23 protein-coding genes are annotated in these 26,309 nt (G+C 57.1%); 18 read left to right on the top strand and 5 right to left on the bottom strand.

The annotated features are described in order from the left end of the window. The first annotated feature begins 132 nt into the window (after nt 1–132). The 17 genes from AC2FI7_RS07055 to AC2FI7_RS06975 all read left to right on the top strand — a co-directional run bounded on the left by AC2FI7_RS07055 (nt 133) and on the right by AC2FI7_RS06975 (nt 18,076). Nucleotides 133–1,179, top strand: coding sequence for a Hint domain-containing protein (locus AC2FI7_RS07055; RefSeq protein ID WP_010442589.1), 1,047 nt, complete (start codon nt 133–135; stop codon nt 1,177–1,179). A 170-nt stretch (nt 1,180–1,349) separates the two neighbouring features. Continuing rightward, nucleotides 1,350–2,513: a putative lipid II flippase FtsW gene (gene ftsW / locus AC2FI7_RS07050; RefSeq protein ID WP_010442588.1), complete on the top strand. Its 1,164-nt coding sequence runs from the start codon at nt 1,350–1,352 to the stop codon at nt 2,511–2,513. Continuing rightward, nucleotides 2,513–3,604: a UDP-N-acetylglucosamine--N-acetylmuramyl-(pentapeptide) pyrophosphoryl-undecaprenol N-acetylglucosamine transferase gene (locus tag AC2FI7_RS07045; RefSeq protein ID WP_010442587.1), complete on the top strand. Its 1,092-nt coding sequence runs from the start codon at nt 2,513–2,515 to the stop codon at nt 3,602–3,604. The genes ftsW and AC2FI7_RS07045 overlap by 1 nt, the downstream gene beginning before the upstream one ends. Further along, nucleotides 3,601–5,007, top strand: a complete 1,407-nt coding sequence (gene murC / locus AC2FI7_RS07040) for a UDP-N-acetylmuramate--L-alanine ligase (RefSeq protein ID WP_010442586.1) — start codon at nt 3,601–3,603, stop codon at nt 5,005–5,007. Before AC2FI7_RS07045 ends, murC begins: the two co-directional genes overlap by 4 nt. Before the next feature lie 4 nt (nt 5,008–5,011). Then, on the top strand, nt 5,012–5,260 hold the full coding sequence (locus tag AC2FI7_RS07035) for a DUF2484 family protein (RefSeq protein ID WP_010442585.1): 249 nt from the start codon (nt 5,012–5,014) through the stop codon (nt 5,258–5,260). Next, nucleotides 5,257–5,523, top strand: coding sequence for a DUF2484 family protein (locus AC2FI7_RS07030; RefSeq protein WP_010442584.1), 267 nt, complete (start codon nt 5,257–5,259; stop codon nt 5,521–5,523). Before AC2FI7_RS07035 ends, AC2FI7_RS07030 begins: the two co-directional genes overlap by 4 nt. A gap of 22 nt (nt 5,524–5,545) precedes the next feature. Beyond that, on the top strand, nt 5,546–5,839 hold the full coding sequence (locus AC2FI7_RS07025) for a hypothetical protein (RefSeq protein WP_010442583.1): 294 nt from the start codon (nt 5,546–5,548) through the stop codon (nt 5,837–5,839). Next, the gene (gene murB / locus AC2FI7_RS07020; protein WP_010442582.1) at nt 5,836–6,759 is read left to right on the top strand and encodes a UDP-N-acetylmuramate dehydrogenase; all 924 of its coding nucleotides are present in this window, start codon (nt 5,836–5,838) and stop codon (nt 6,757–6,759) included. The genes AC2FI7_RS07025 and murB overlap by 4 nt, the downstream gene beginning before the upstream one ends. A gap of 111 nt (nt 6,760–6,870) precedes the next feature. After that, nucleotides 6,871–7,788, top strand: a complete 918-nt coding sequence (locus tag AC2FI7_RS07015; protein WP_010442581.1) for a D-alanine--D-alanine ligase — start codon at nt 6,871–6,873, stop codon at nt 7,786–7,788. After that, nucleotides 7,776–8,780, top strand: coding sequence for a cell division protein FtsQ/DivIB (locus AC2FI7_RS07010; protein WP_010442580.1), 1,005 nt, complete (start codon nt 7,776–7,778; stop codon nt 8,778–8,780). Before AC2FI7_RS07015 ends, AC2FI7_RS07010 begins: the two co-directional genes overlap by 13 nt. 8 nt (nt 8,781–8,788) lie before the next feature. After that, a complete protein-coding gene (ftsA, locus tag AC2FI7_RS07005; RefSeq protein ID WP_010442579.1) occupies nt 8,789–10,123 on the top strand; it encodes a cell division protein FtsA in 1,335 nt (444 codons plus the stop codon). After that, on the top strand, nt 10,110–10,529 hold the full coding sequence (locus tag AC2FI7_RS07000) for a hypothetical protein (protein ID WP_010442578.1): 420 nt from the start codon (nt 10,110–10,112) through the stop codon (nt 10,527–10,529). The genes ftsA and AC2FI7_RS07000 overlap by 14 nt, the downstream gene beginning before the upstream one ends. A 348-nt stretch (nt 10,530–10,877) precedes the next feature. Beyond that, on the top strand, nt 10,878–12,479 hold the full coding sequence (gene ftsZ, locus AC2FI7_RS06995) for a cell division protein FtsZ (protein ID WP_496815682.1): 1,602 nt from the start codon (nt 10,878–10,880) through the stop codon (nt 12,477–12,479). A gap of 214 nt (nt 12,480–12,693) precedes the next feature. Next, on the top strand, nt 12,694–13,614 hold the full coding sequence (lpxC, locus tag AC2FI7_RS06990; protein WP_029622104.1) for a UDP-3-O-acyl-N-acetylglucosamine deacetylase: 921 nt from the start codon (nt 12,694–12,696) through the stop codon (nt 13,612–13,614). Between the two features lie 126 nt (nt 13,615–13,740). Further along, entirely contained in the window at nt 13,741–14,601 is an 861-nt protein-coding gene (locus AC2FI7_RS06985; protein ID WP_010442575.1) for an outer membrane protein assembly factor BamD, read from the top strand. A 35-nt stretch (nt 14,602–14,636) separates the two neighbouring features. Next, on the top strand, nt 14,637–16,286 hold the full coding sequence (gene recN / locus AC2FI7_RS06980; RefSeq protein ID WP_496833299.1) for a DNA repair protein RecN: 1,650 nt from the start codon (nt 14,637–14,639) through the stop codon (nt 16,284–16,286). A 104-nt stretch (nt 16,287–16,390) separates the two neighbouring features. Next, nucleotides 16,391–18,076: a chloride channel protein gene (locus AC2FI7_RS06975; protein WP_010442573.1), complete on the top strand. Its 1,686-nt coding sequence runs from the start codon at nt 16,391–16,393 to the stop codon at nt 18,074–18,076. Here the strand turns inward: AC2FI7_RS06975 and AC2FI7_RS06970 are convergent, their stop codons facing one another. Further along, complete coding sequence (locus tag AC2FI7_RS06970; protein ID WP_496815684.1) at nt 18,077–19,447, bottom strand: DUF3179 domain-containing protein; 1,371 nt, start codon at nt 19,445–19,447, stop codon at nt 18,077–18,079. It lies immediately after the preceding gene. A 315-nt stretch (nt 19,448–19,762) separates the two neighbouring features. Between AC2FI7_RS06970 and speB the strand changes: the two genes are divergently transcribed. Beyond that, nucleotides 19,763–20,734, top strand: a complete 972-nt coding sequence (gene speB / locus AC2FI7_RS06965; RefSeq protein WP_010442571.1) for an agmatinase — start codon at nt 19,763–19,765, stop codon at nt 20,732–20,734. Between the two features lie 531 nt (nt 20,735–21,265). On the opposite strand, the gene AC2FI7_RS06960 is transcribed toward speB, so the two are convergent. The 4 genes from AC2FI7_RS06960 to AC2FI7_RS06945 form a co-directional block, all read right to left on the bottom strand. Beyond that, nucleotides 21,266–22,486, bottom strand: coding sequence for an aminopeptidase P family protein (locus AC2FI7_RS06960; protein ID WP_010442569.1), 1,221 nt, complete (start codon nt 22,484–22,486; stop codon nt 21,266–21,268). A gap of 160 nt (nt 22,487–22,646) precedes the next feature. Beyond that, nucleotides 22,647–23,858, bottom strand: a complete 1,212-nt coding sequence (locus tag AC2FI7_RS06955) for an ABC transporter permease (RefSeq protein ID WP_496815685.1) — start codon at nt 23,856–23,858, stop codon at nt 22,647–22,649. Between the two features lie 5 nt (nt 23,859–23,863). Continuing rightward, nucleotides 23,864–25,138 carry an ABC transporter permease gene (locus AC2FI7_RS06950; protein ID WP_029622103.1) on the bottom strand — a complete coding sequence of 425 codons (1,275 nt, stop codon included), beginning with the start codon at nt 25,136–25,138 and terminating at the stop codon, nt 23,864–23,866. A 69-nt stretch (nt 25,139–25,207) separates the two neighbouring features. Continuing rightward, complete coding sequence (locus AC2FI7_RS06945) at nt 25,208–26,299, bottom strand: extracellular solute-binding protein (RefSeq protein ID WP_010442566.1); 1,092 nt, start codon at nt 26,297–26,299, stop codon at nt 25,208–25,210. Between the last annotated feature and the right edge of the window lie 10 nt (nt 26,300–26,309).

Genomic DNA, 26,309 nt, shown 5'->3' with positions numbered 1-26,309 from the left:
CAGTGCGCACGCGCCACAGGGGTGAAATATCCCGTGAGCTCAGCTTGACCCGTCGTAGACCAGGCTCTAGCAAAAAATGGCACATATACTGGATATGTGCGTGTGTTTTGAAATGTTGTGGAGTTACGCCCGATGCCAACGAATATCTATGGTGCGTTTCGCAGCAACACCACGTTGTCCGACGCAGGCGCTTCAACAACCGTCGTGGGATCAACTTTCCAGATTTTTGCATATGATCAAATCACCGTCGAAGATGGTGCCGACGGTACGATTTACAGCGGTGACAGCAATTCCAACGAAGTCTCAAACGATCCGACGCAGACTTATAACGGCGAAATCATATTCTGGGATTTTACGGTTACGGTGACAGATGGGACCAACACCTACCAGATCGGCCTGTTTGACTATGATATCAACGGCGATGGTGACTCGATCGGAGTTGACAGCGAAGACGGATATTTCATGGCATTTATCGGTGGGTCTATTCCGCCGTTAAATACGACGCTGACGATCACGGCGATTGTCGATAATGGACCCAGCATTGATGTAGATACCGTTGTACCATGTTTCACTTCGGGGACTAAGATCGATACCCCGTCTGGCCCGAGACCGGTTGAAACCCTCGAAGCAGGTGATTTTGTTCTGACACTCGATAATGGACCTCAGGCCATCCGTTGGATCGGAAGGTGCACTCTGGACAGTATTGACCTGAATATAAAACCCAAGTTGCGCCCCGTCAGAATCGCCAAGGGTGCGTTGGGCGAGGGTCTGCCAGAACGCACATTGCGCGTTTCTCCGCAACATCGGATGCTGCTGCGCTCAGCCATTGCTGAACGTATGTTTTCCAGTCACGAGATCCTGGTTCCAGCAATTAAACTTATGGGGCTGCCTGGGGTTTCGGTGGATGAGGAGGCGCAGAGCGTAACATATGTTCACCTCCTCTTTGACAGGCACGAGGTGGTCTTCGCTGAAGGCGCACCATCGGAAAGCCTGTTAACCGGGCCCGAAGCATTAAAAAGCGTTGGGAAAGACGCCCTGGCGGAAATCACCGAGTTGTTTCCCGAAATTGTTGCCAAAGACTACGAGCCTCAGATGGCGCGCCTCGTGCCGCAACAGGGTCGGAAAATGCAATCTCTGATCCATCGCCACGTGAAAAACGACAAGCCGTTGTTGTCCTGACAGATGGTCCCAGCGTGCGGCGCTGTTTTTGACAATGATGTCATCATGTCGGGAAAAGTGTTTTGAAAATCTAATCCGTCATTCCTCTGGTCTGAAAACAAAAATCACTGTAGACTCCCGAACAGATCCCGAAAACGGGACGTTGACGAGGCAGATAGTGGCGGTATCTCATGACTGAGATGGTGTATGGCGCGGTCCAGGACCAGCGCGGCGAACCGATTCTACCGAAGTGGTGGCGGACGATTGACCGCTGGACGATGTCCTGCGTTTTGATCCTGTTTGTCATAGGGCTTCTGCTTGGGCTGGCCTCTTCTCCGCCGCTCGCGGGGCGCAACGGATTTGATCCCTTCCACTATGTCGAGCGGCAGGCGCTGTTCGGAGGGCTCGCGCTGGTTGCGATGCTTCTGACCTCGATGATGTCACCCACGCTGGTGCGGCGTCTGGCGATCTTGGGCTTTCTTGTCTCGTTCGTGGCGCTGGCATTTCTGCCGATCTTTGGCACGGATTTTGGCAAAGGCGCAGTGCGCTGGTATTCGCTGGGCTTTGCCTCGCTGCAACCATCAGAATTTCTCAAGCCCGGATTTGTCGTCGTGGCAGCGTGGCTGTTGGCTGCTTCGCAGGAAATCAATGGCCCTCCGGGGCGGTTATGGTCATTCGCGCTGTGTATGGCCATTGTTGCGATGTTGGTGATGCAACCCGATTTTGGACAGGCCTGCCTGATCCTCTTTGGTTGGGGGGTAATGTATTTCGTGGTGGGCGCTCCGATGTTGCTGTTGGTTGGCATGGCGGGGGCCGTGGTTTTGGGTGGAATGTTCGCCTATTCCAACTCAGAGCACTTTGCGCGCCGTATCGACGGTTTTCTAAATCAGGAACTCGACCCGACCACGCAGCTTGGTTACGCGACGAACGCAATCCGCGAGGGTGGATTGTTCGGCGTTGGCGTGGGCGAGGGGCAGGTGAAATGGTCGCTGCCTGACGCGCATACTGATTTCATCATCGCAGTGGCGGCAGAGGAGTATGGTCTGATCCTCGTTCTGATCATCATCGCACTCTATTCGTTGATCGTCGTGCGTTCGCTGCTGCGACTGATGCGCGAACGCGACATGTTCATTCGCCTGGCGGGTACCGGGCTGGCCTGCATGTTCGGTGTACAGGCGATGATCAACATGGGCGTTGCTGTACGTCTGTTGCCTGCAAAAGGCATGACGTTGCCTTTCGTAAGCTATGGTGGCTCGTCGCTGATCGCAGGCGGCATCGCGGTCGGCATGTTGCTGGCCTTCACCCGAACCCGCCCGCAAGGCGAACTCGGTGATATTTTGCGCGGGCGAGGATGATGCCGTATCTTCTGATCGCAGCAGGTGGCACCGGAGGACACATGTTCCCGGCGCAGGCACTGGCAGAGGCGATGCTGGCCAAAGGCTGGCGTGTGCGCTTGTCCACCGATCCGCGAGGAGCGCGCTATACCGGTGCGTTCCCCGAAGGTGTTGAAATTGTCGAGGCATCCTCGGCAACCTTTGCCCGCGGTGGTCTGGCCGCCAAAGTGCTGGTCGGGCCCAAGATTGCTGCTGGTGTGACCGGTATGGCGGCGCAGATGATGCGCGACAAGCCGGACGTTGTGGTGGGATTTGGAGGCTATCCGTCGATCCCGGCGCTGGGCGCAGCAACGCTGTTGAAAATCCCGCGAATGATCCATGAACAGAACGGTGTTCTGGGTCGCGTGAATAAAGTGTTTGCAACTCGGGTTGCGCAGGTGGCCTGCGGTGTCTGGCCCACCGATCTGCCGGCCGGGGCCAACGGTATCCACACCGGCAACCCGGTGCGCGGCGCGGTACTGGAACGTGAAGGAGCGCCCTTTATTCCGCCCGGAGATTACCCGATGTCGGTGCTTGTAATGGGCGGCTCGCAAGGCGCGCGTATTCTCAGCGATGTGGTCCCCGGTGCGATTGCGGCGTTGCCCGAAGCCGTACGCGACCATATCCGCGTCTCGCACCAGGCCCGCGAAGAGGATAGCGAGCGGGTTAAAGCCTTTTACTCCGATCACGGCATCCGCGCCGATGTGCAGCCATTTTTTGACGATGTGCCGCGTCGCATGTCTGATGCGCAGCTGGTTGTCAGCCGCTCGGGTGCCTCCAGTATCGCCGACATTTCGGTGATTGGCCGTCCGTCGATATTGATCCCGCTTGCTACCGCCGCTGGTGACCACCAAACCGCCAATGCGCGCGGGTTGGTTCAGGCGGGTGGGGCGATCATGATCCCCGAAAACGCCCTTGACGTTCCCGCGCTGACAGAGCAGATGACCACGGTTCTCACCAACCCCGAAGCCGCACAGCAAATGGCCCATGCCGCGCTATCGGTCGGGGCTCCGGACGCAACCGAGCGTCTGGTCGCCCTTGTCGAGCAACTGGCGCAGAAGGAGACCTCATGAATCCAGCAACCAAACTGCCGCAGGACGTTGGACCGATCCATTTCGTGGGTATCGGCGGGATCGGGATGTCAGGCATCGCCGAGGTGCTTTTGAACCTTGGCTACCAGGTACAAGGTTCGGATCTGAAGACCTCGAAGATTACTGACCGACTGGCTGGGCTCGGCGCTGAGATTTTCGAAGGCCAGCGTGCCGAGAATCTGCAGAACGCCGCGGTGGTCGTGGTCTCGACCGCGATCAAACCGGGGAACCCGGAACTGGATGAGGCGCGCGCGCAAGGCCTACCGGTGGTGCGCCGCGCCGACATGCTGGCCGAACTCATGCGGCTGCGCTCGAATATTGCCATCGCCGGAACCCACGGAAAAACGACCACGACCACGATGATGGCTGAACTGATGGTTGCGGGTGATTTCGATCCCACCGTCATCAATGGCGGCATCATCCACGCCTATGGCAGCAACGCGCGCATGGGGCAGGGTGAATGGATGGTGGTTGAAGCGGATGAGAGCGATGGCTCGTTCAATCGCCTGCCTGCAACCATCGCCATCGTCACCAATATCGACCCCGAGCATATGGAGCATTGGGGCGATTTCGACCAACTGCGCGACGGGTTTTACGAATTTGTCTCGAACCTGCCGTTTTATGGTCTGGCCGTTTGCTGCACGGATCATGCCGAGGTGCAAGCTCTGGTCGGACGCATCTCGGACCGTCGCGTGCGCACCTATGGTTTCAACGCACAGGCCGATGTACGGGCCGAGAACTTGACCTATAAAGGTGGCGTTGCACATTTCGACATCCATTTGCGCTACGAAGACAAGGTGATCGAAGGCTGCACCCTGCCGATGCCAGGTGATCATAACGTATCGAATGCTCTGTCCGCAGTGGCCGTTGCCCGTCATCTGGGGATGAAAGCTTCGGAAATTCGCGACGCGCTGGCCAATTTCGGTGGCGTTAACCGCCGCTTCACCAAGGTCGGAGAGATCAACGGTGTCACCATCATCGACGATTATGGTCACCATCCAGTAGAAATCGCAGCCGTTCTCAAGGCTGCGCGCCAAGCTACCGAGGGCCGCGTCATCGCCGTCCACCAGCCGCACCGGTATTCGCGATTGTCTGACCTGTTTGATGATTTCTGCACCTGTTTCAACGATGCCGATGTGGTCGCCATCGCCGAGGTCTTTGCGGCAGGAGAAGACCCGATCGAAGGGGCGGACCGCGACGCACTGGTCGAAGGGCTGATCCGTCACGGCCACCGCCATGCGCGGGCCATTCTGGATGAAAGTGACCTCGTGCGGCTCGTCCGCGAACAGGCCCGACCGGGGGATATGGTTGTATGCCTCGGTGCCGGGACCATCAGCGCCTGGGCCAATGGGTTGCCTGACCAATTGATTGCGAAGGCGAGTTAGGCTCGTGTCGCTTTCGCTCATCATCGCCTGCGCCTGGGTTTTTGCCTCAACCATCGTCGCAATGCTACCGATGCGTTTGCAGTTCCCGCCGGGCGTAGTGCTATTTGGCAGTGCGCCGTTCCTAATCCTATGGTTGGGATATGACTATGGCTGGTTTATCGGTGTGATGGCCATTGCCGGTTTCGCTTCGATGTACCGCAACCCGATCCGCTACTACTTGCGTAAATGGACAGGTAAAGAGGTATCGGAATGAGTTGGTCGCTCGCGCTTGCCGGTCTTTGGGGCGTTGTTGCCAATATATTGGCAATGCTTCCTAGCAAAGATAATCACTGGAAACGGGCATATTTCTTGATCGCCGTGGGAATTCCGATTCTTGGTTATGTCACCTATGAAAGCGGTCCCTGGATCGGGCTTGTGGTGCTGGCTGCGGGTATGTCGATCTTGCGCTGGCCGGTGATATACCTGACCCGTTGGACAAAGTCGAAATTGCAGGGCATGAAGGCGGTCAACAAGTAACCGACCTTATCAGGAGGCCTCCATGGTCGACATTGCCACCTTTGCTTATCTGCCATTGATCTCTCTCATCTTCGGTGCCGTATCTGGTTTTGTTGCCGGACGCTGGATCGGTATAAAAGCGCTGATTTGGTTGATCGGTTTGACTTCGGCTGTGGCATTGGTGCTGATCGTGATGTTGGCTGGTGTCGAAACAGGCGAAGAGGAACAGGCATTTGGCCCATTTGTTTGGCTCACAGGTGGTGTCCTACCGTTCCTGTTTGCCGTCATTATGGGGGGCGTTGGAGGACGCAGCCTTTCAGCTAGGACAAATGCATGACCGATCTACCCGTGGTCCGAGGTCGCCTGACCGAGGCGCGTGCGCTCAATGATTTGACTTGGCTTCGCGTTGGTGGGCCTGCTGATTATTTGTTTCAGCCTGCCGATACCGAAGACCTGCAGGCCTTTTTGCGCGCCCTGCCCGCAGACGTTCCGGTTTTTCCCATGGGTGTCGGATCAAACCTAATTGTACGGGATGGCGGCCTGCGTGCCGTGGTGATCCGTTTGGGGCGTGGGTTCAACGGTATCTCAGTCGACGGCAACACCGTCACTGCAGGCGCGGCGGCGCTGGATGCCCATGTGGCGCGGAAGGCTGCAGATGCAGGCGTTGACCTGACATTTCTGCGCACGATCCCCGGCTCTATCGGCGGGGCGGTGCGCATGAACGCGGGTTGCTATGGCAGCTACACGGCGGATGTGCTGCAAAAAGCCACCATCGTCACACGGCAGGGCGAACTTGTCGAACTCAGTTCCGATGACTTCAACTTCCGCTACCGTCAGTCCGATCTGCCCGAAGGTGCGGTGCTGGTTTCAGCCACCTTCCAAGCCCTCTCGGGCGATCCGGCCGAGCTGCACGCCCGCATGGAAGCGCAGCTTAAGAAGCGCGACGAAACGCAGCCAACCAAGGACAGAAGCGCTGGTTCGACCTTCCGCAACCCGGCTGGGTTTTCTTCGACCGGGCGCGAAGATGATGTGCACGACCTCAAGGCGTGGAAGGTGATCGACAACGCGGGCATGCGCGGCGCTACCAAAGGCGGCGCGCAAATGAGCCCCAAGCACTCGAATTTCCTGATCAATACCGGTGACGCGACTGCCGCTGACCTCGAGGGACTGGGCGAAGAAGTCAGAAAAAAGGTTTACGAAACAAGCGGCATCACGCTAGAGTGGGAAATCATGCGGGTCGGTGATCCGCTGAAATAATATAGCCCCAACCGTCAGACCAAAACAGGCAAATTCAGGCGACGGATCAAAGGCATAAACGCAATACGGACCACTACATAAGGTCCGGGGACATTGAGGCGCACATTGGGTATGTCGAGCAGGACAAACCCCAAAGTGGCGGTATTGATGGGCGGCCCCTCGGCGGAACGCGAGGTGTCTCTCAGCTCTGGGCGCGAATGCGCAGCCGCCCTTGTGGGAGAAGGCTTTGAAGTGGTCGAACTGGACGCGGGTCCCGACCTCTACGCGCGCCTTCTGGAGATCAAGCCAGATGTAGTTTTCAACGCCCTGCATGGCCGCTGGGGCGAGGATGGCTGTGTGCAGGGTCTACTGGAATGGATGCGCATTCCCTACACGCATTCCGGCGTGCTGGCCTCGGCTTTGGCGATGGACAAACAGCGCAGTAAAGAGGTTTATCAGGCCGAGGGTCTGCCTGTTGTGCCCAGCGTGATCGTGCCCAAGGTCGAAGTGGTCGAAGTCCACGTGATGGAACCACCCTATGTGGCCAAGCCCAACAACGAAGGTTCTAGCGTCGGCATTTATATCGTGCACGAAAATGCCAACGGCCCGCCGCAACTGGACGCGGCGATGCCCGATCAGGTGATGGTTGAGAAATACGTCGCAGGCCGTGAACTGACCGTGACGGTGATGGGCGACCGCGCCTTGACGGTAACCGAAATCATGACCGATGGTGGCTGGTACGACTATGACGCCAAGTACAAACCCGGCGGCTCGTGGCACGTGCTGCCCGCCGACATCCCGCAGGATATCTTTGACCGCTGCATGGACTACGCGCTGAAAGCCCATAATGCACTGGGTTGTCGCGGCGTATCCCGTACCGATTATCGCTGGGATGACAGCATGGGTGCGGATGGCCTGTTCCTGCTGGAAACCAACACGCAGCCCGGCATGACGCCAACCTCGCTGGTGCCCGAACAAGCCGCGCATCTGGGCATGACATTCGGCGAGCTTTGCGCCTGGATGGTGGAGGACGCCTCATGCGACCGCTGACCGCCACCCGCACGCCAGTGATCCACCGGACCAAACCGCTGGCGGGGCCAGATGCGGATTTTGGTGCTGCTCCAAAGTCGGAATCCGAAGCTGAACCCAAACTGCGCTTGCGAGGCACCCGATTCTTTGGTCGCGGACGCTTGTCTGATCCTGCGCCTTCGCGCCTCAGCTACCGTTTTCAGCGCTGGATGCTCACCCCCGGCATCCGGCGCGGGGTGAAGATTGGTCTACCGGTTCTGGCGGTCGTCGGATTGGTCGGAGGCTTCTTTGCCGCTGAAGAACGCCGCGAGGCCGTCAGTGCCTATGTCATCAGCATCAAGACCTCGATTCAGGAACGTCCGGAATTCATGGTCAACCTGATGGCCATCGACGGTGCGGGGACCGCGCTATCGGAAGATATCCGCGAGGTTGTACCTCTCGATTTCCCGCTCAGTTCCTGGGACCTGGATGTCGAGATGATCCGCGACACCATCACTGGGCTCGATCCGGTGAAGTCGGCAACTGTGCGCATTCGCCCCGGCGGTATCTTACAGGTGGACATAGTTGAACGTCAGCCGGTCATCGTCTGGCGTACGCGTGACGGGATCGAGCTACTGGATGAAACCGGTGCCCACGTGGATATGATTGCGGCGCGTGCTGATCACGCAAACTTGCCTTTGATTGCCGGGAAAGGCGCGGACAAGCATGTGCCCGAAGCGCTGCAGATTCTGACAACCGCCCGCAGTTTGGGCGAGCGGGTCCGGGGGCTCGTGCGTGTTGGTGAACGCCGCTGGGATCTGGTGTTGGATCGCAACCAGCGCATCATGTTGCCAACCGAGCGACCTGCGCGTGCACTGGAACGCGTACTGGCAGTAAACGAGGTGCAGGACCTTCTGGAACGCGATGTGGCTGCGGTCGATATGCGCCTTGGCCAGCGACCAACCATCCGAATGAACAAAACAGCCAGCGAAGACTGGTGGAACACAAAAGTAGATGTGAGTAGCGGGCAGTAACGACCATGATGACCGATCTTTATCAGTCCCAACGGGCTATGCGGCAGATGCGCCGGCAGGCAATGCAACGCGGCGTAGTCGCCATTTTGGATGTGGGCAGCTCCAAAATCGCCTGCCTAGTCCTGCGCTTCGACGGGACGGGGCGGTTGTCCGAGGACAATTCGATTGGCTCCATGGCGGGTCAGACCGGGTTTCGGGTGATTGGTGCCGCGACTACTCGCTCACGCGGGGTGCAGTTCGGCGAAGTTACCGCGATGCAAGAAACCGAGCGCGCCATCCGCACCGCCCTGCAGGCGGCGCAGAAAATGGCCGATATCCGTGTTGATCACGTCATCGCTTCCTTCTCAGGGGCCAATCCACGCTCATACGGTCTGGACGCACAGGTCGATCTGGAAGGCCAGCTGGTCACCGAGGCCGAGGTGGGGCGCGTGCTGAATGCCTGTGATGTGCCGGATTATGGCGAAGGACGCGAAGTGTTGCATGCCCAACCGGTGAATTTTGCACTGGACAACCGTTCGGGGCTGATCGACCCGCGTGGACAGTTAGGTCAAAGTCTTGCAGTGGATATGCACATGCTGACCGTCGATGCGGTCGCGATCCAGAACATCGTTCGCTGTATCAAGCGCTGTGATCTGGAATTGGCGGGGATCGCTAACTCAGCCTACGTTTCGGGCATTTCGGCATTGGTCGAGGACGAACAGGAATTGGGTGCCGCCTGTATCGACATGGGCGGCGGCACCACCAGCATCTCAATCTTCATGAAGAAACATATGATCTATGCCGATTGCGTGCGCATGGGCGGCGATCACGTGACCAGCGATATCTCAATGGGCCTTGGAGTGCCTGCAGCAGTGGCCGAACGGATCAAGACCTTTAACGGCGGCGTTCATGCAACGGGTGCTGACGACCGCGACCTGATCGATATTGGCGGCGACACCGGTGATTGGGAGCATGACCGTCGCACCGTCAGCCGTGCCGAATTAATCGGCATTATGCGACCACGCGTCGAAGAAATCCTCGAAGAAGTCCGCACCCGCCTGGATGCAGCGGGATTTGATCACCTGCCCAGCCAGCAAATCGTTCTGACTGGCGGTGGCAGCCAGATCATGGGACTCGACGGGTTGGCCAGTCGTATTCTGGGCCAGCGTGTTCGTTTGGGTCGCCCGCTGCGCGTCCATGGTTTGCCGCAATCGGCGACGGGGCCGGGCTTTTCCTCGGCGGTTGGGCTTAGCCTGTTTGCTGCGCATCCACAGGACGAATGGTGGGACTTTGAAATCCCGGTTGACACCTACGCTGCGCGCCCGTTCAAACGTGCTGTGCGCTGGTTCCGTGACAATTGGTAAACAACTGCGCCGGGTGGCGCTCTGCGCGGCGTTCTTACCCACCGTCGCAGAGACCCAGACACTGATCACGCCTGAGGCGTTTCTGAACGCTGTTGTAGGTAAAACGATCACCTTTCACGAAATCCGCAGCGGTATGCTGGTCGGAACCGAAGAGTTCCTGAGCCCGACTCTCTCTGTCTGGCGGATGGAGGGGCGGGGATGCGTTTATGGTCAGATCACCACGCCAAACGGCCAGATTTGCTTTCTCTATGATGATGCGCCCGATGGCGTACCAGTTTGCTGGTGGCCCTTCCTTCATGATGACCGGCTGATGGTGCGTCTCGCGCGTTTTGTAGGGAGCGAAACGCAAGAAGTCCGAAGTGTTACAGACGACAGTCTAAACTGCCCAAGTACTCCAGTAGGCTAAAGAAATCGGTTGCAGCCCGTGCCAGAATCCCGCAAGATATCCACAAGGCCCGAAAGAGGCCTAGCGGCAGGACGTTGAGCAGTTTTCCGCGACCATATTGAATGATCAACGAGTTTCGCACCCCCGTAGGGCGGGTGTGGTTTTCCGTACGTAGTGGTACATGAACCATTTGCCGCAACATATCGCGGTTGCAGCGAAATGCGGCAGTTTGTTGCCTTATTTCCTCCATATTTTGTGGAATCTGGCGATTTTTCTGGTGACGTTTCCGAAATGACACAGTAAAATCAATTGTGGATAGGTCAGAATAAACCGCATTTTGCGGCAACATATAAAACAGGCGGACAGAGCATGACATTAAATCTTTCGATGCCCGGGCACGACGAACTCAAGCCTCGGATTACCGTATTTGGCGTTGGTGGCGCTGGGGGCAATGCTGTCGACAATATGATTGAAAAGCAGTTGGACGGCGTCGAATTTGTCGTCGCCAATACAGACGCGCAGGCGTTGCAGCAAAGCCGCTCATCAGCGCGGGTGCAACTGGGTGTCAAAGTCACAGAAGGGCTGGGTGCGGGGGCACGCCCGACCGTGGGAGCCGCGGCTGCCGAAGAAAGCATCGAACAGATCGTTGACCACCTGGCAGGGGCACATATGTGCTTTATCACTGCAGGTATGGGCGGCGGGACCGGTACCGGGGCGGCCCCGATCATAGCACAGGCTGCGCGAGAACTGGGTGTTCTGACCGTTGGTGTTGTGACTAAACCCTTCCAGTTCGAAGGGGCCAAGCGGATGCGTCAGGCCGAAGACGGCGTTGACGCATTGCAGCAAGTTGTCGACACACTGATCATCATCCCGAACCAGAACCTGTTCCGTCTGGCCAATGAAAAGACCACGTTTACTGAAGCGTTCTCGATGGCGGATGACGTTCTGTATCAGGGCGTCAAGGGCGTGACCGACCTGATGGTGCGTCCGGGTTTGATCAACCTCGACTTTGCCGACGTCCGCGCTGTGATGGATGAGATGGGCAAGGCGATGATGGGTACGGGTGAAGCCACTGGTGAAGACCGCGCCATTCAGGCCGCCGAGAAGGCCATTGCCAACCCGCTGCTGGACGAAATCAGCCTCAAGGGCGCGAAGGGCGTTCTGATCAACATCACTGGTTCGCACGACCTGACCCTGTTCGAATTGGACGAGGCCGCCAACCGCATCCGCGAGGAAGTGGATCCCGAGGCCAACATTATCGTCGGTTCGACCCTCGATACCGAGATGGAAGGTGGCATGCGCGTGTCTGTTGTTGCGACGGGTATTGATGCCAGCGAAAAAACCGACGACGTGCCAGTCGCACGCCGTTCGATGTCGGCTCCGCTGACCCGCACGGTTTCAGCGGAAGAGCAGCCGCAGGAGCCGGTTGCCGGCGCCCCGGCAGCAGAAGAGGACAACATTGCTCCGACGCTGTTTGAATCCATCGAAGACGTTGAGTTCAACGAGGGCTGGCAAGTCGAACAGCCCGCGGCTGAACAGGATGATGACGGGCTGCCTCCGCCTGCCTATCAGCCACAAGTGGCACAATTCGAGCCGCAGCCAGAAGTGGAAGAAACCCCCGAGGCTTACGTCGATCAGCGTGCTCCGACCCCCGGCACTCCGTCGCCAGAAGCGATGCAGCGATTGCAGGCAGCCGTACAGAAGGTACCGCATAACCGGCTACGTCCAACGGCTGCAGCCCCTCGTGAACCTGCTCCACAGCCGCAGCAGGCAGCCGAGGATCGTCCGCGTTTTGGATTTAACCGACTGATCGATCGTATGACTGGTCATGCGGCCGATACGCCTGCGCAACCGGTGCGCCAACAGCCTGCTATGCGGTCGGTTGACGCCACGGCACCTGCGCAGGATGAGGTTGATCCAGACCAGGAGCGCATCGAAATTCCGGCCTTCCTGCGGCGTCAAGCCAACTGATCGCGGTAACAAAATCGTTTCAAAGGGCCGCAAACATGCGGCCCTTTTCTGTTGAAACACAAGGTATTAAACCCATGTAAGCAGGGATTTGCCGATGTGTAACAATCATGTTTCATTCGGTTGCAAAGAGTGAGTTGAGCCTTGACGCCCCCTTCCTTAGTTGAGGGTGCAACACAGCCCCTGGCAGGCTGGACACAATTCACCGAGGCTCACATTGCAACATACGCTCAAATCTTCAGTCACGTTTACGGGCACTGGGCTGCATAGCGGCAAGCCTGCGACGATGGTTCTGAAGCCTGCGGCCGCAGGTCATGGAATCTGGTTCAAACGGATTGATATCGAGCTGGGCAATGCGATGATTCCCGCGATCTACGATGTCGTCGAACGTACGCCGCTTTGCACCCGTCTCGTGAACGAAGCGGATGTTTCGGTGTCGACCGTTGAGCATATCATGGCGGCACTCGCCGGGTGCGGCATACATAACGCTCTGATCGAGATTGACGGTCCCGAGGTTCCGATCATGGATGGCTCGTCCATCGAGTTCGTTCGCGGTATCATGGCTAAAGGTGTGCGTCGTCAGGCGAGCCCCGTGCTGGCCTACGAAGTTCTCAAACCGATCACCGTTTCGCGCGAGGGCGCAAGCGCGTCGATCGTTCCTGCCGACGGGCTTGAGATCGAATTCCACATTGATTTTGAAGATCACGCTATTGGCAGTCAGACCAAAGTTCTGGATATGCGCAACGGGTCCTTTGCGAGAGAATTGTGCGACAGCCGCACTTTCTGCCGCCGTACGGATGTTGAGGCGATGCGCGAGAACGGTCTGGCGTTGGGTGGAACGCTGGAAAACGCGGTCGTTGTGCAAGGTGATGAAGTTCTGACGCCGGGTGGTTTCCGCCACGATGATGAGGCCGTGCGTCACAAGATGCTGGATGCCTTGGGTGATCTTTATCTGGCAGGCGGTCCGATCCTGGGTCGCTTTACCGGTGAAAAGTCGGGTCATTCTATGACCAACACGCTGCTGCGCAAGCTGTTCGAGACACCTGGTGCGGTGCGCCCGATCCTATGCACGCCTGAACAAACCGCACGCTTGCCGGGTCAGGGTCTGGTGCGGAGTGAAATTCCACAAGTTGCGTGACCCGGTCAACTCTGGCGACATTTGCGTCAATAGGGTGGATAAGGCGTTTTGCACTGGAATTTTATGTGCTAGACCGAGGTCCGATCAGGGATAAATCCCGCTAAGTTAACGACAAGGATGGGCGGAATGGTTGGCACCAAAGCGGCAGTCAGATTCGCAGCGGCGATTCTTCTGGCAGCATCTTTGACGGCGTGCGGGGACGGAGGCCTTTTCAGCAAAAAGGGCGCTGACCGCAACCAGAACCTCGAAGGTTTCACACCAGAGCAGATTTATACCCGTGGTGAATATGAGCTGTCTCAGAACCGTTCTGACGACGCCGCGTGGTATTTCTCTGAGGTCGAGCGGCTTTATCCTTATTCCGACTGGGCCAAGCGAGCTCTGATCATGCAGGCGTTTTCCTTTCATTCGGATCAAAACTACGAAGAAAGCCGCGCCGCTGCACAGCGATACATCGATTTTTATCCAACCGACGAAGATGCGGCGTATGCGCAATATCTTCTGGCGCTCAGCTACTATGACCAGATCGATGAGGTTGGTCGCGATCAGGGCCTGACCTTTCAGGCGCTGCAGGCCTTGCGTACGGTGATCGAAGTCTACCCTGATAGCGAATATGCCACTTCTGCCGTTCTCAAGTTTGATTTGGCCTTTGACCATTTGGCCGGAAAAGAAATGGAGATCGGGCGCTATTACCTGCGTCAGGACCACTTTACTGCGGCCATCAACCGATTCCGTGTTGTGGTGGAAGACTTCCAAACCACCTCGCACACTGCTGAGGCGCTGTATCGTCTGATCGAGGCCTACTTGGCACTGGGTCTGGTAGATGAAGCGCAATCCGCCGGAGCAATTCTGGGTTACAACTATCAATCCTCTGAATGGTACGATGCAGGTTACACACTGTTGACCTCACGCGGGCTGGATCTGAAGAGCCGAGGCAATAACTGGCTCAGCACGATCTATCGCCAGACCATCAAAGGTGAGTGGTTGTAAACGCGATGGCTAAAGGCGTGGGACGCTAAGACCCGATGCTGCGCGCCCTTGATATCCGCGACATGCTGATCATCGACCGGTTGGAGCTGACGTTCCAGCCGGGCTTGAACGCTTTGACCGGTGAAACCGGGGCAGGCAAGTCGATCCTTCTGGACTCTTTGGGTTTTGTATTGGGTTGGCGCGGGCGGGCTGAACTGGTCCGTCAAGGCGCTGAACAAGGTGAGGTTGTCGCTGAGTTCGAGTTACCTGAAGGCCATCCTGCCCATGCCGTGTTGGCAGACGCCGGTTTGCCTGGGGGCGAGGAGTTGATCCTGCGTCGGGTCAATACGGCTGAGGGACGTAAGACTGCTTGGGTCAACGATCGTCGTTGCTCGGGTGAGGTGTTGCGGGCTTTGTCAGGAACCCTGATCGAGTTGCATGGCCAACATGATGACCGGGGCTTGCTGAATCCGCGTGGTCATCGCGCAATGCTGGATGCGTATGCAGAGGCAGAGGACAAACTAGCCGCTGTTCGCTCCGCCTGGGGTCAAATGTCCGCTGCTCGAAAAGTGTTGGCTCAGACCGAAGCTGCGCTGACCTCCATGCGCGCGGAGGAAGAGTTCTTGCGTCATTCCGTGGCTGAGTTGGACAAGCTAGATCCGCAGCCGGGTGAAGATGCCGACCTCGACGCTCGCCGCCGTATGATGCAGGGGGCCGAGCGCATCCGCGATGACGTAGCCCGCGCTTTTGCGTTGATGGGCGGAGATGGGGCCGAAGGCGCCATGGCCGACGCAGTGCGCTGGCTGGAAGGTGTCTCGGACCATGCGGAGGGGCAGTTAGAAGAACCCATCGCTGCGCTTGGCCGTGCCCTAATCGAATTGGGTGAGGCGCAGGATGGTGTGAATTCCTGCCTGCAAGTGCTTGAGTTTAACCCCTCGGAGCTGGAGCAGATCGAAGAGCGACTCTTTGCGATCCGCGCATTGGCCCGAAAACACGATGTGGCACCAGACGAATTGGGTCCCTTCGCTGATACGCTGCGCGACCGTCTAAACCGGTTAGACGCCAGCGATGCAGATATCAGCGATAAGCGCGCTGCCGTTGCCGCTGCACAGGCGACTTATGACAAGGCAGCTGAAGCTCTTAGTTCTTTAAGGCAATCTGCAGCCAGAGCGCTCGACAAAGCGGTCATGGGGGAACTTGCGCCGTTGAAAATGGAACGCGCGGTTTTCCAGACCGAGATTGCGCCCGGCGATCCCGGTCCCGACGGCATCGATGCAGTAGCCTTTACCGTCGCCACGAATCCCGGCGCGCCCTCAGGGCCACTTAATAAGATCGCTTCGGGCGGGGAACTCAGCCGCTTTCTGCTGGCACTCAAGGTTTGCCTGACCGGCGAGGATAGTGCCCGCACAATGATCTTTGATGAGATCGACCGGGGCGTTGGCGGAGCCACCGCTAATGCGGTCGGGCGGCGTCTGGCGTCGCTGGCCCATGGCGGGCAGGTGCTGGTGGTGACGCATTCGCCGCAGGTCGCTGCCCGCGCAGCACATCATTGGCGGGTGCAGAAGCAGGTGGCAGGGGATCAGACCCTGTCAACCGTGACCCCATTGTCCGTTCCTGATCGCATTGATGAGATTGCGCGCATGGTCGCGGGTGACACAATTACGGATGAGGCGCGCGCTGCAGCCCGTGCCCTGCTTGAGGCTTAACGCGCAACGACTGTAAACAAACCACCGTGAACCGACTTTTCTCTGCGCTCCACGTCGCTTACTAAAGGTCAGCGACCATTCTTACGCGATCCCCATGAGGGCCAATGACCCAGTCCACCCGCACTGTGCTGCGTAATCAATTCAATCAGGCGCTGTCGGCCCTGAAAGATGCTTGGCGCGTGATGCTCCATCGTGGTCCCAGCCAGATACAATTCTGGTTTATCGCGCTGATCATCGGGATTGCTGCTGGTTTCATGGCGCTGGGGTTCCGCATGTCCATCGCGTCGCTGCAAGCCTATCTCTATAGCACTGACAACATTCTTTTCCTTCATAGCCATGCTGAGAAACTGCACTGGTTCTGGATATTCATCACACCCGTCATAGGCGGATTGGTTGTCGGGGTTCTATTAAACCGATTTACAGATGATGGACGGGTACGTTCAGTCGCGGATGTGATTGAGGGATCGGCCATAACTGATGGGCGCGTCGAGAAAAAGGCCGGTATCGCATCATTCATTGCCTCGTTGATCACGCTAAGCTCGGGTGGCTCGACGGGCCGAGAGGGGCCAGTCGTGCATATGGCAGGGGTTATTTCGACCTGGGTCAGCGACCGTATTCGCGCAGATGGGATCACTGGGCGTGATCTTTTAGGCTGTGCTGTGGCTGCCGCTGTCTCAGCCAGCTTTAATGCCCCAATTGCAGGAGCGCTGTTCGCGCTTGAAGTTGTGCTGCGCCATTTCGCCGTGCATGCCTTTGCCCCTATCGTTATCGCATCGGTCGCAGGTACAGTGATCAACCGTCTGGCATATGGCGACGTGACCGAGTTTACGTTGGACACGCCCGGTTCGCTGCAGTTTTATGTCGAATTGCCTGCCTTTCTGATCCTCGGACTGATCTGTGGGTTGGTATCGTTGCTGCTGATGCGCTCGATTTTTTTTGCTGAAGATATCGGCACACACATCCAAAATCGATTATCGCTACCAGGCTGGCTGCGCCCGGCAGTGTCTGGTGCGATGCTGGGTCTATTGGCGATCTGGTTCCCCCATATCATCGGCGTGGGTTATGAAACGACAATACGCGCCCTGACAGGTGACATAGTGCTAACTGCGGCAATTGTGTTGGCCGTTGTGAAAACAGTTGCAGTTGCCATCACCATGGGTGGGCGCATGGGGGGTGGAGTCTTTTCCCCTTCACTGATGATTGGGGCGCTGACCGGGTTGGCTTTTGGTCTGATCGCCACCGGCCTGCTACCCGACGTGTCGGGAACTCATACGCTTTATGCCTTTGCCGGGATGGGTGCCGTTGCTGCGGCGGTTTTGGGTGCTCCGATCTCGACAACGCTTATCGTTTTTGAATTGACCGGAGATTGGCAGATCGGCCTCGCCGTGATGGTTTCGGTCTCGATGTCCACAGCGCTGGCCTCGCGTCTGGTGGATCGGTCGTTCTTCCTGACACAGCTGGAACGTCGCAATGTGCATTTGGCCGCCGGGCCTCAGGCCTATTTGCTGGCCATGCTGCGGGCCGGCACCGTGATGCGACCGCTTGGTGGCACCCGCTCAATAACGAAAGAAGAAGCGCAGGCGCTGATCGAACAAGGGCTTTGCGTCAAGGCCAGCGCCACGCTCGAGGCTGCCATGCCCTATTTTGATCGCGACGACATCCCCTGTATCCCGGTTGTCATAGTCGACGAAGAGGGGTGTGAGGATCCTGTCGGAGCGCTCTATCACGTCGACGCACTCAAGGCATATAACCGCGCACTGGCCGCGACAGCGGCCGAAGAACACTCTTGATCAGCCGTCATAAACGCTGGCTGCATCACCCAGATAGTTATCCCAGGCAAACCAGTAGGAAATATGCCCGGCTACCCGCGGCAATTGCGTACCATTCGGGGAGACCAGCGCCTCTTCGGTGACGGTCCATTTGGTCCCTGCTTCGTCGAGCAACCCGCCGTTCGGTGTTGCACGGAACTGATGCGGACCACGTTCGTACGCGCGCACGCTGCGTTTGTCTGGATCGCCCATCAGCATCAGGTTCCGCCCGCCGATTACATCATTGATGACCGGTTTGCCCTTAAACGCATCCAGAGGCCAGGCCCGCGCTGCGCCAAATTGGCGAACGGCAAACACATAGTCTTTTTGTCGATGCTTGGATTGATCGACCAGCGCAGGGAACATCAGATCAGGCGAGGCAAAATAGTCACGATACACGACACCGGATCCATAGTTGCGTCGATAACCAGTGTTCAGCGACAGAACCCGGGTATTGGGATGTGAAGCTTTCCAGCTATCCCAACGTGTAATCACCACCGGGCGCTGCCTAAGCTCGATCCCACTTTCTGCCAGCGGGCCTACAACAGGTTTGCCGGTATACTGGTTCCAGAGCGAATGCGTTTCACGATCGAACATCAACTTATTTGAACGATAAAGGAAACCGGATGAACCAAAGATCAAGGGTTTCCGTCGCCCTGCGACCTGCGTTTCAAACAAGATTCCCGAACCACAAAGTGTGCAGTAAGCCAGCGCAACCGGAACGTCACCGATTACATCATTGAACATCTCATGCCAGCCCATGATCCGCAGAGGATAAGCGCGCTCGTCTCCGTTGATCGAAACGCCAAAGACCAAATCATCGTCTTTCAGATAATCTGCCTGCGCTGCCGAAATCAGTTTGGGATTATCCAGTGACGGGATGCCATCCTTGACCACGCCGCCCCAGGAAATCTCTTCCAGTCGGATCTTCATTTTGTCGCGTTTCAGATACTCAGGTCGCAGAAACAGGTCAAAATTCTGATCAATTCCCAACAGAACTTCGCGTTTGAAGGGCGCGAGTGACGGGTGGGGAACAATCTGTGCGTTCCGTTCCTGCCATAGCATCCATTCGAACCAATCCGTGCCGTGGTTTTCCCCGGTCAAAGCTTCCATGACTTTGGCGATGTCGCGTACGCGACGTCCGCTGAACCGCATCGAAGTCAAAAGCGCAGGGACAACATCGGGGTTATCTCTCTCGGTCAGAAACTCCATACCGGCTTCGAATTCCGCATTATCTCCAAACACGGTTGAACGCACGGCCTCATATACAGGGTCTTCCTGTGCCCATAGCGTTGTGGGCAAGACCATCCCAGCGCTAAGAAGTCCCGCAAATCCTCGGCGAGTGATCGACATCGCATCCTCCGGTTTCGTTCGTGCCCATTCTGCCCGCAAACCTCTTCACATACACGAAACACCCGCGTGAGGCGTTCGTAACATCCCGAGTTAAAGAGGTCGGTTGTTGGTACTATGAAGCCAATTATTTCTTACGTGCCGCGACCTGACATTCGTAGCGACTTATTATTATGAACCCCCAAAACGTAATTTGGATGTTGGCAGGTTTCGTTGGCTCGACATCGTGCGTTTCTCTGCACATGATGCTCGACAAAGCTCTGGGGATCGGATTTTTTCGATAACTGTTGCCGGGAAATACAAAAAGGAAAACACCCCATGCAGGATCATGGCTATGAATCTGGCAGATTGAATCTACCGTTTGTTGGTATTTCTACCTTCGCAAAATCTCCATACCTCGCGGATTGGAATGTTATCGATGCAGATGTTGCGATATTGGGGGCGCCGTTCGACTTCGGGACCCAGTGGCGGCCCGGCGCGCGGTTTGGTCCGCGGGCCGTGCGCGAGGCCTCGACCCTGTTCAGTTTTGGTCATGCCGGTGCTTATGACCACGAGGATGACGCGACCTATTTGGATAGCTCGGTGCGGATGGTCGATCTTGGGGACGCAGATATTATCCACACCAAGACCGAAGAGAGCCATGCAAATATCGGTTATGGCGTAGGTAAAATCCTGCAGGCGAAGGCTATGCCCGTGACCATCGGCGGCGATCATTCGATCAACATCCCCTGCATCAACGCCTTTGCCCAGGATTGTGCTCAGAACGGGCCCATACATGTGGTTCAGATCGATGCCCACTTGGATTTCGTGGATGAACGTCATGGGGTCACTGCCGGGCATGGCAACCCCATGCGGCGCGCGATTGAGAAAGACTATGTCTCGGGCATGACGCAGCTTGGTATTCGCAATGTATCCTCCACCGCGAAGGAGGGGTACGAGGACGCCCGTGCACGTGGTTCGGACATCTTGTCGGTAAGGCAGGTACGTAAGCTGGGAACCGAGGCCGTTCTAGCACGCATTCCTCAAGGGGCGCGGTATTATGTGACGATCGATATAGACGCGTTTTGCCCTTCAATCGCTTCAGGCACTGGTACGCCCAGCCATGGCGGATTTCTATACTATGACGTGCTGGAGGTCCTGCAGGGGCTGGCAAAACGTGGCGATGTGGTCGGCATCGATCTGGTCGAAGTCGCTCCTGCCTATGACCCGACCGAAAGCACCCAGATTCTGGCCGCACAGTTGTTGTTGAATTTTTTGGGTTTCATCTTTCACGAACGCGCAAGGCTTTAGAAGGCCGGGGCCTTGCACCACAGGCCTTGGCATGCGGTGATTTAGGCCAGGATGAAAACCTTGCCATTGAGAATCCATTCTAAATAGAGGCTTTCCAAAAAGTTGAAGGAACCTAATGGATTGAATGTCCGCAACGCGGACTTTGCTGACCTTGAAATATGAGCAAACTTTGCGCAAAAATTGTTCAAACAAAATTCAGGGCCTCACTATGACACAGGATCAAAGCTTTGCCGTTGTCGCCTTGTCGATGCTTGGAACGTACGGAGTTTTGTTGGCATTTTCTCCGCGATATCGAGCTGATACGGTAAAGATGTTCCACTTGGAAAAATCGACGTTGCGCGTTGCGATTGAACACCCTTTGGCAACATTTGCTCATTTTTTATCGTTTGTTTTGCCAGTCTACTACGTGATGGGCTTTCCAATACACCATCCGTAGCTCTGGGCTCAGAGCGGACTATGCGCTCTGAGCGATTGTGCGAATTAACTGGATTGCGAGTAGAATGGGGCTACGATAGATCCCCACCTGTTTCCTTACGCGCCGATGATGTTGTGGCCGGGGCCGTAGGGGAAACCGGTGATGTTTTCGGCCCCGTCCTCACCGACCACGAGGATATCGTGCTCACGATACCCACCCGCGCCCGGCTGGCCCTCAGGAATCCACAGCATCGGCTCGATCGAGACGACCATGCCGGGTTCCAGCACCGTGTCGATATCTTCGCGCAGTTCCAGACCAGCCTCGCGACCGTAATAGTGGCTGAGGATGCCGAAGGAATGGCCGTACCCGAATGAGCGGTATTGCAGCAGGCCTTCATCGGCAAAGAAACGGTTGATCTCGGCGGTGATGCCTGAGCATGTAGCACCGGGTTTGATCAGGCTCAGGCCCAGCTCATGTGCCGCGACGTTGGCTTTCCACAGGCGCAGGCTGTCTGCATCGGGTTCGCCCAGGAACAGGGTGCGCTCCAGCGCGGTGTAATAGCCCGAGATCATCGGGAAGGTGTTCAGCGACAGGATATCGCCCTTTTGCAGCGCGCGTTTGGTCACCGGGTTATGGGCACCATCGGTGTTAAGCGCCGACTGGAACCAAACCCATGTGTCGCGGTATTCTGCGTCGGGGTAGGCGCGGGCGATTTCCTCTTCCATCGCATCGCGACCGGCCATGGCGATTTCAATCTCGGTTGCGCCTTCGCGGATGGCCGCATGGATGGCAGCCCCGCCGACGTCAGCGGTACGTGCGCCGCCTTTGATCAACTCGATCTCTTCTACGGATTTCACCATGCGGGCGAACATTGTGTCAGGTGCGATGTCGATCAGTTCGGGCTGACCCAGCATGTCCAGCGCCGTGTTGCGCGCCGCCAAAGTCATGTGGTCGCCTTCAATCCCAATTCGTTTGGCCCCGCCGATCAGGCTGGCCACGGCGCGCCAGTAATTGTCGCGCTTCCAGTCGGTATAGATGACATTGTCTTCGACCGAGCGCCGCCACGGCTGGCCCGCATCGATATTGGCCGAGACGGTGGTGCAGGCGTCTTGCGTCACCACGCAGCCGTAAGGGCGACCAAAGGAACAATATAGAAAGCCAGAATAATAGGCGATGTTCTGCATCGAGGTCAGCAGGACTGCGGGGATGTCATGCTTGGCCATGATGGCGCGCAGTTTGCCAAGGCGGCGGTCATATTCACCTTTGCTGAACGGCAGGGGCGCCTTGTCGCCATTGTGGCAGGTGAAGAATTCGGGGCGTTTTGTTATGTCTGTCATCACAAGGTCTCTCATCTTTGCCGGGCGGCAAACCCGGCCACTTGTCCCGGCGTTCAGGACAGGCGGTCTCGGGTTCCGAGAGCCGATCATCCCAGTGTGTCCGCGACGCCATCGCGGCTGGGATGAACGGGTGAATCGTTAGATCACGCGCGGGCCTGCGTCAAGACGGGGAAAGCCCCCGCAGACGCTCGGACCGGCGGCGCAGCAATTCAACTGTGGTCAACAGCGCGATGGAAATCACAACAAGGATTGTCGCCACCGCCAGAATGGTCGGGCTGATCTGTTCACGCAGGCCGGTGAACATCTGCCACGGCAGGGTCTTCTGGCTGGCCGAGCCGACGAACAGCACCACAACCACCTCGTCAAACGATGTGATGAAGGCGAACAGTCCACCTGATATTACACCCGGCAGGATCAAGGGCATCTGGATCTTGAAGAACGTCCGCACCGGACCCGCGCCCATATTCGCCGCCGCCCGTGTCAGTGAACGGTCGAAACCGACCAGCGTCGCGGTCACGGTGATAATCACGAATGGAATTCCCAGAACGGCGTGGGCAAGGATAACTTTCACATAGCCAACGAAATTCTTGTTCATGCCTAGCGTGCCCTCCATGAAGCGACCGATATCGCTGTAAAAGAAGAACATGCCGGTGGCCGAGATGATCAGCGGCACGATCATGGGAGAGATTAGAATGCCCATGATGGCGCGCCGGCCGGGAACATGGCTCTGGCTGAGGCCGATGGCTGCCAACGTACCTAGCGAGACCGAGATGATTGTCGCAATCGGGGCGATGATCAGCGAGTTCTTGAAGCTGCGCTGCCATTCATTGTTGGTAAAGAAGTCGCGATAATGCTTCAGCGAATACCCTTCAAGGTCCAGACGCAGCATCTCGGGCGTGAAGGTAAAGAAGTCCTGCGCGTTGAACGACAGCGGCAGCACCACAAGAATCGGGGTGATCAGGAAGACAAAAATCGCACCGCAGATCACCCGGAACAGGTAGTGATAGAACACTTGTTTCGGGGTCAGGTACGGCAACAATTTCTGACGATAACGGCCTTCGTACAGCCAATAGATAAACCAGACGAAGAACCATCCGCCCAGCAGGCCAAGAACGCCACCCATCGCGCCAGAGAACAGAAAACCGATAATGCCAAAGCCCAGAATGTTAATCCAGCGGGCCAATTTTTCATTCTTGAGGACAGTGATGTAGATCCAGGCCACGGCTGCGATCAGAGCAGCCCCACCTATTATGCCGAGCAGTATCGACCCATTGCCCGCGCCGACAAAGATACCGGCGAAGGCTCCAGCCAGCGCGACGCTGGGTAGGACCATTGAAAGTGGTTTGCGGGATATCGGAGTAAGTGCGGCCATGTCGATTATCCCAGTTTCACGTTATCAATGCCGACGATCTTGTCGTAGCACCAGTAGAGCAGCATAACGACCGCCAGAAGGATCGTCCCCAATGCCGCTGCCAATCCCCAGTTCAGCGAGGACGAGATGTGGTAAGCGATCCGGTTCGAAATGAAGACACCCTTGGTGCCGCCGACGATTTCGGGTGTGATATAGTAGCCAATAGCCAGAATGAACACGAGGATCGAGCCCGCGCCGATGCCCGGAATGGATTGCGGGAAATAGATGCGCCAGAAGGTCGTCCAGTTGGTTGCGCCCATGGATTTTGCAGCACGGGTATAATAGGGCGGAATGGTCTGCATCACCGAATACATTGGCAGGATCATGAACGGCAGCAGGATATGCGTCATCGCAATTATCGTGCCGAATTGATTGTTGATGATCACTAGTCGCGCGTCATCAGCCACCAGTCCAAGCCAGACTAGCGTTTCGTTGATCACGCCTTGTTGCTGCAGCATCACCTTCCAGGCTGATGTCCGTACCAGCAGCGAAGTCCAAAAGGGGAGCAGGACAAGGATCATCAGCATGTTTGAAACCCGCATCGGAAGCGTCGCCAGCAAATAGCTAACCGGGTAGGCCAGCAGGATACAGGCTCCGGTTATGATCAGTGACATGAACAGGGTTCTGCCGAACAGTTTGATCAGGATTTGTTTGTCCTCAGGTTGCGACTGCGCTCCTTCAGGAGTGCGACGCATATCGACCGCGTTAAGGAAATAACCGTTAGTTACAGCTGGCGAATGGGTCTTGATGACCGCCCAGGTTTGCGGCTCACCCCAACCCTCATGAATCTCGATCAGTTGTTCTTTGAACGGGCCATCGGTCTCGGGGTCCAGCTTGCCAAGCTTGCGCCCTGAACGGCGGAACAACGAGGACATACCGGTTTCTTCGTAGTTCAAACGCGAGCCCAGGCGGGTATGGGTTTTGTTGTCGACGGCCACGACCATATCGCGCACGAAGGCGTCATAGACGGTTTCGTCGGGCGTTTCGCCACTGAATTCATCCCAGTTCTGCAATGCTTCGACCGTCAACGGCAGCGTTTCCTGAACGATGCTGTTCTCCACAGACCGAAACAGCATCGATGCTATGGGCACGATGAACGAGAATATGACGAATAGCAGCAGCGGAGCAATGAGCATCAGCGCCCGCAATTTCTGTCGCCGCAGTGAACGTGCCAGTGATTGCTTGAGCGGCGTCCCATCCGCTGCCAGCATCGGCCCCGCGTTTTGGCTTGCGTCGGTCATATTTGCCCCTTGGTTCTGCTTGGGTTTGGGGCGGCGCACCGCCCCAGACTGTATCATAAAATCAAGCGCTTATTGCGCCAGCCATGCCTGGAACTTGGCTTCGATATCGTCGCGGTAGTCCGCCCAGAACTCGTAGTTATACAGGAACGTGTTCTTGGCGTTTTCCGGATCGGTCGGCATATGCGGTGCCATGTCGATGCCCAGTTCGGCGTGCTGACCCACCAGCGGAGCCGACGAAGCGCGGGCCGGACCGTACGAGATGTACTTGGCCTGATCTGCCAGACGCTGGGTGTCGGTCGCGAACATGATGTAGTCCAGTGCGCGCTGCTGACGTTCTTCACTCAGACCTGCCGGGATGATCCAGCCGTCTAGGTCAAAGATTTGCGCGTCCCACAGCATGGCGACGGGCTGCTTTTGCTCTTCGATCACGCTGAACAGACGACCGTTATAGGTCGAACCCATGACGATTTCGCCATCAGCCAGAAGTTGCGGTGTGTCCGCACCAGCAGACCACCAGACAACATCGTCTTTGATCGTTGCCAGCTTGGCCAGCGCCTGATCCTGTCCTTCAGACGTCGCCAGCACGTCATAAACATCATCTTTGGCGACGCCGTCACAGATCAGGGCCCATTCCATGTTGTTGATGGCGCGCTTTTCAAGCGAGCGCTTACCCGGATAGGTTTCAGTATCGAATACTGCACAGACGTCAGTCGGCGGAGTGTCACCAACCAGATCGGTACGGTAGCCGAAGGTGGTCGAATAGACGATCTGAGGGATGAAGCAGTCGCTGACCAGCAGGTCACCAAAGTCATCCGCCGCAGAAGTGCCATCGGGGGCAGGGGCCAGCATGGTGTCAGGGTCGATTTCCAATGCCAGACCTTCGTCGCACAGACGGATCGCATCTGCCGCAACAACGTCAACTACGTCCCAGGTGATGTTGCCCGCTTCGTTCATCGCGCGCAGTTTGGCAACCGCTTCGGCTGAACTGTCATCGTTCAGGATGGTGACGCCGGTTTTTTCCGAATAGGGCTCGTGATAAGCCTTCAGCTGCGATTTGGAATAGGCTCCGCCCCAAGAAACGATTGTCATCTCTTCAGCAGACACCCCGCCAGCCGCTGTCGCCAGCGCCGCTGCGGTCAGCAGTGTTTTGGTTGGTTTCATGTGTTACTCC

Source organism: Ruegeria sp. YTSA064 (assembly GCF_059610325.1).
This window is presented reverse-complemented; position numbering and strand designations above follow the sequence as displayed.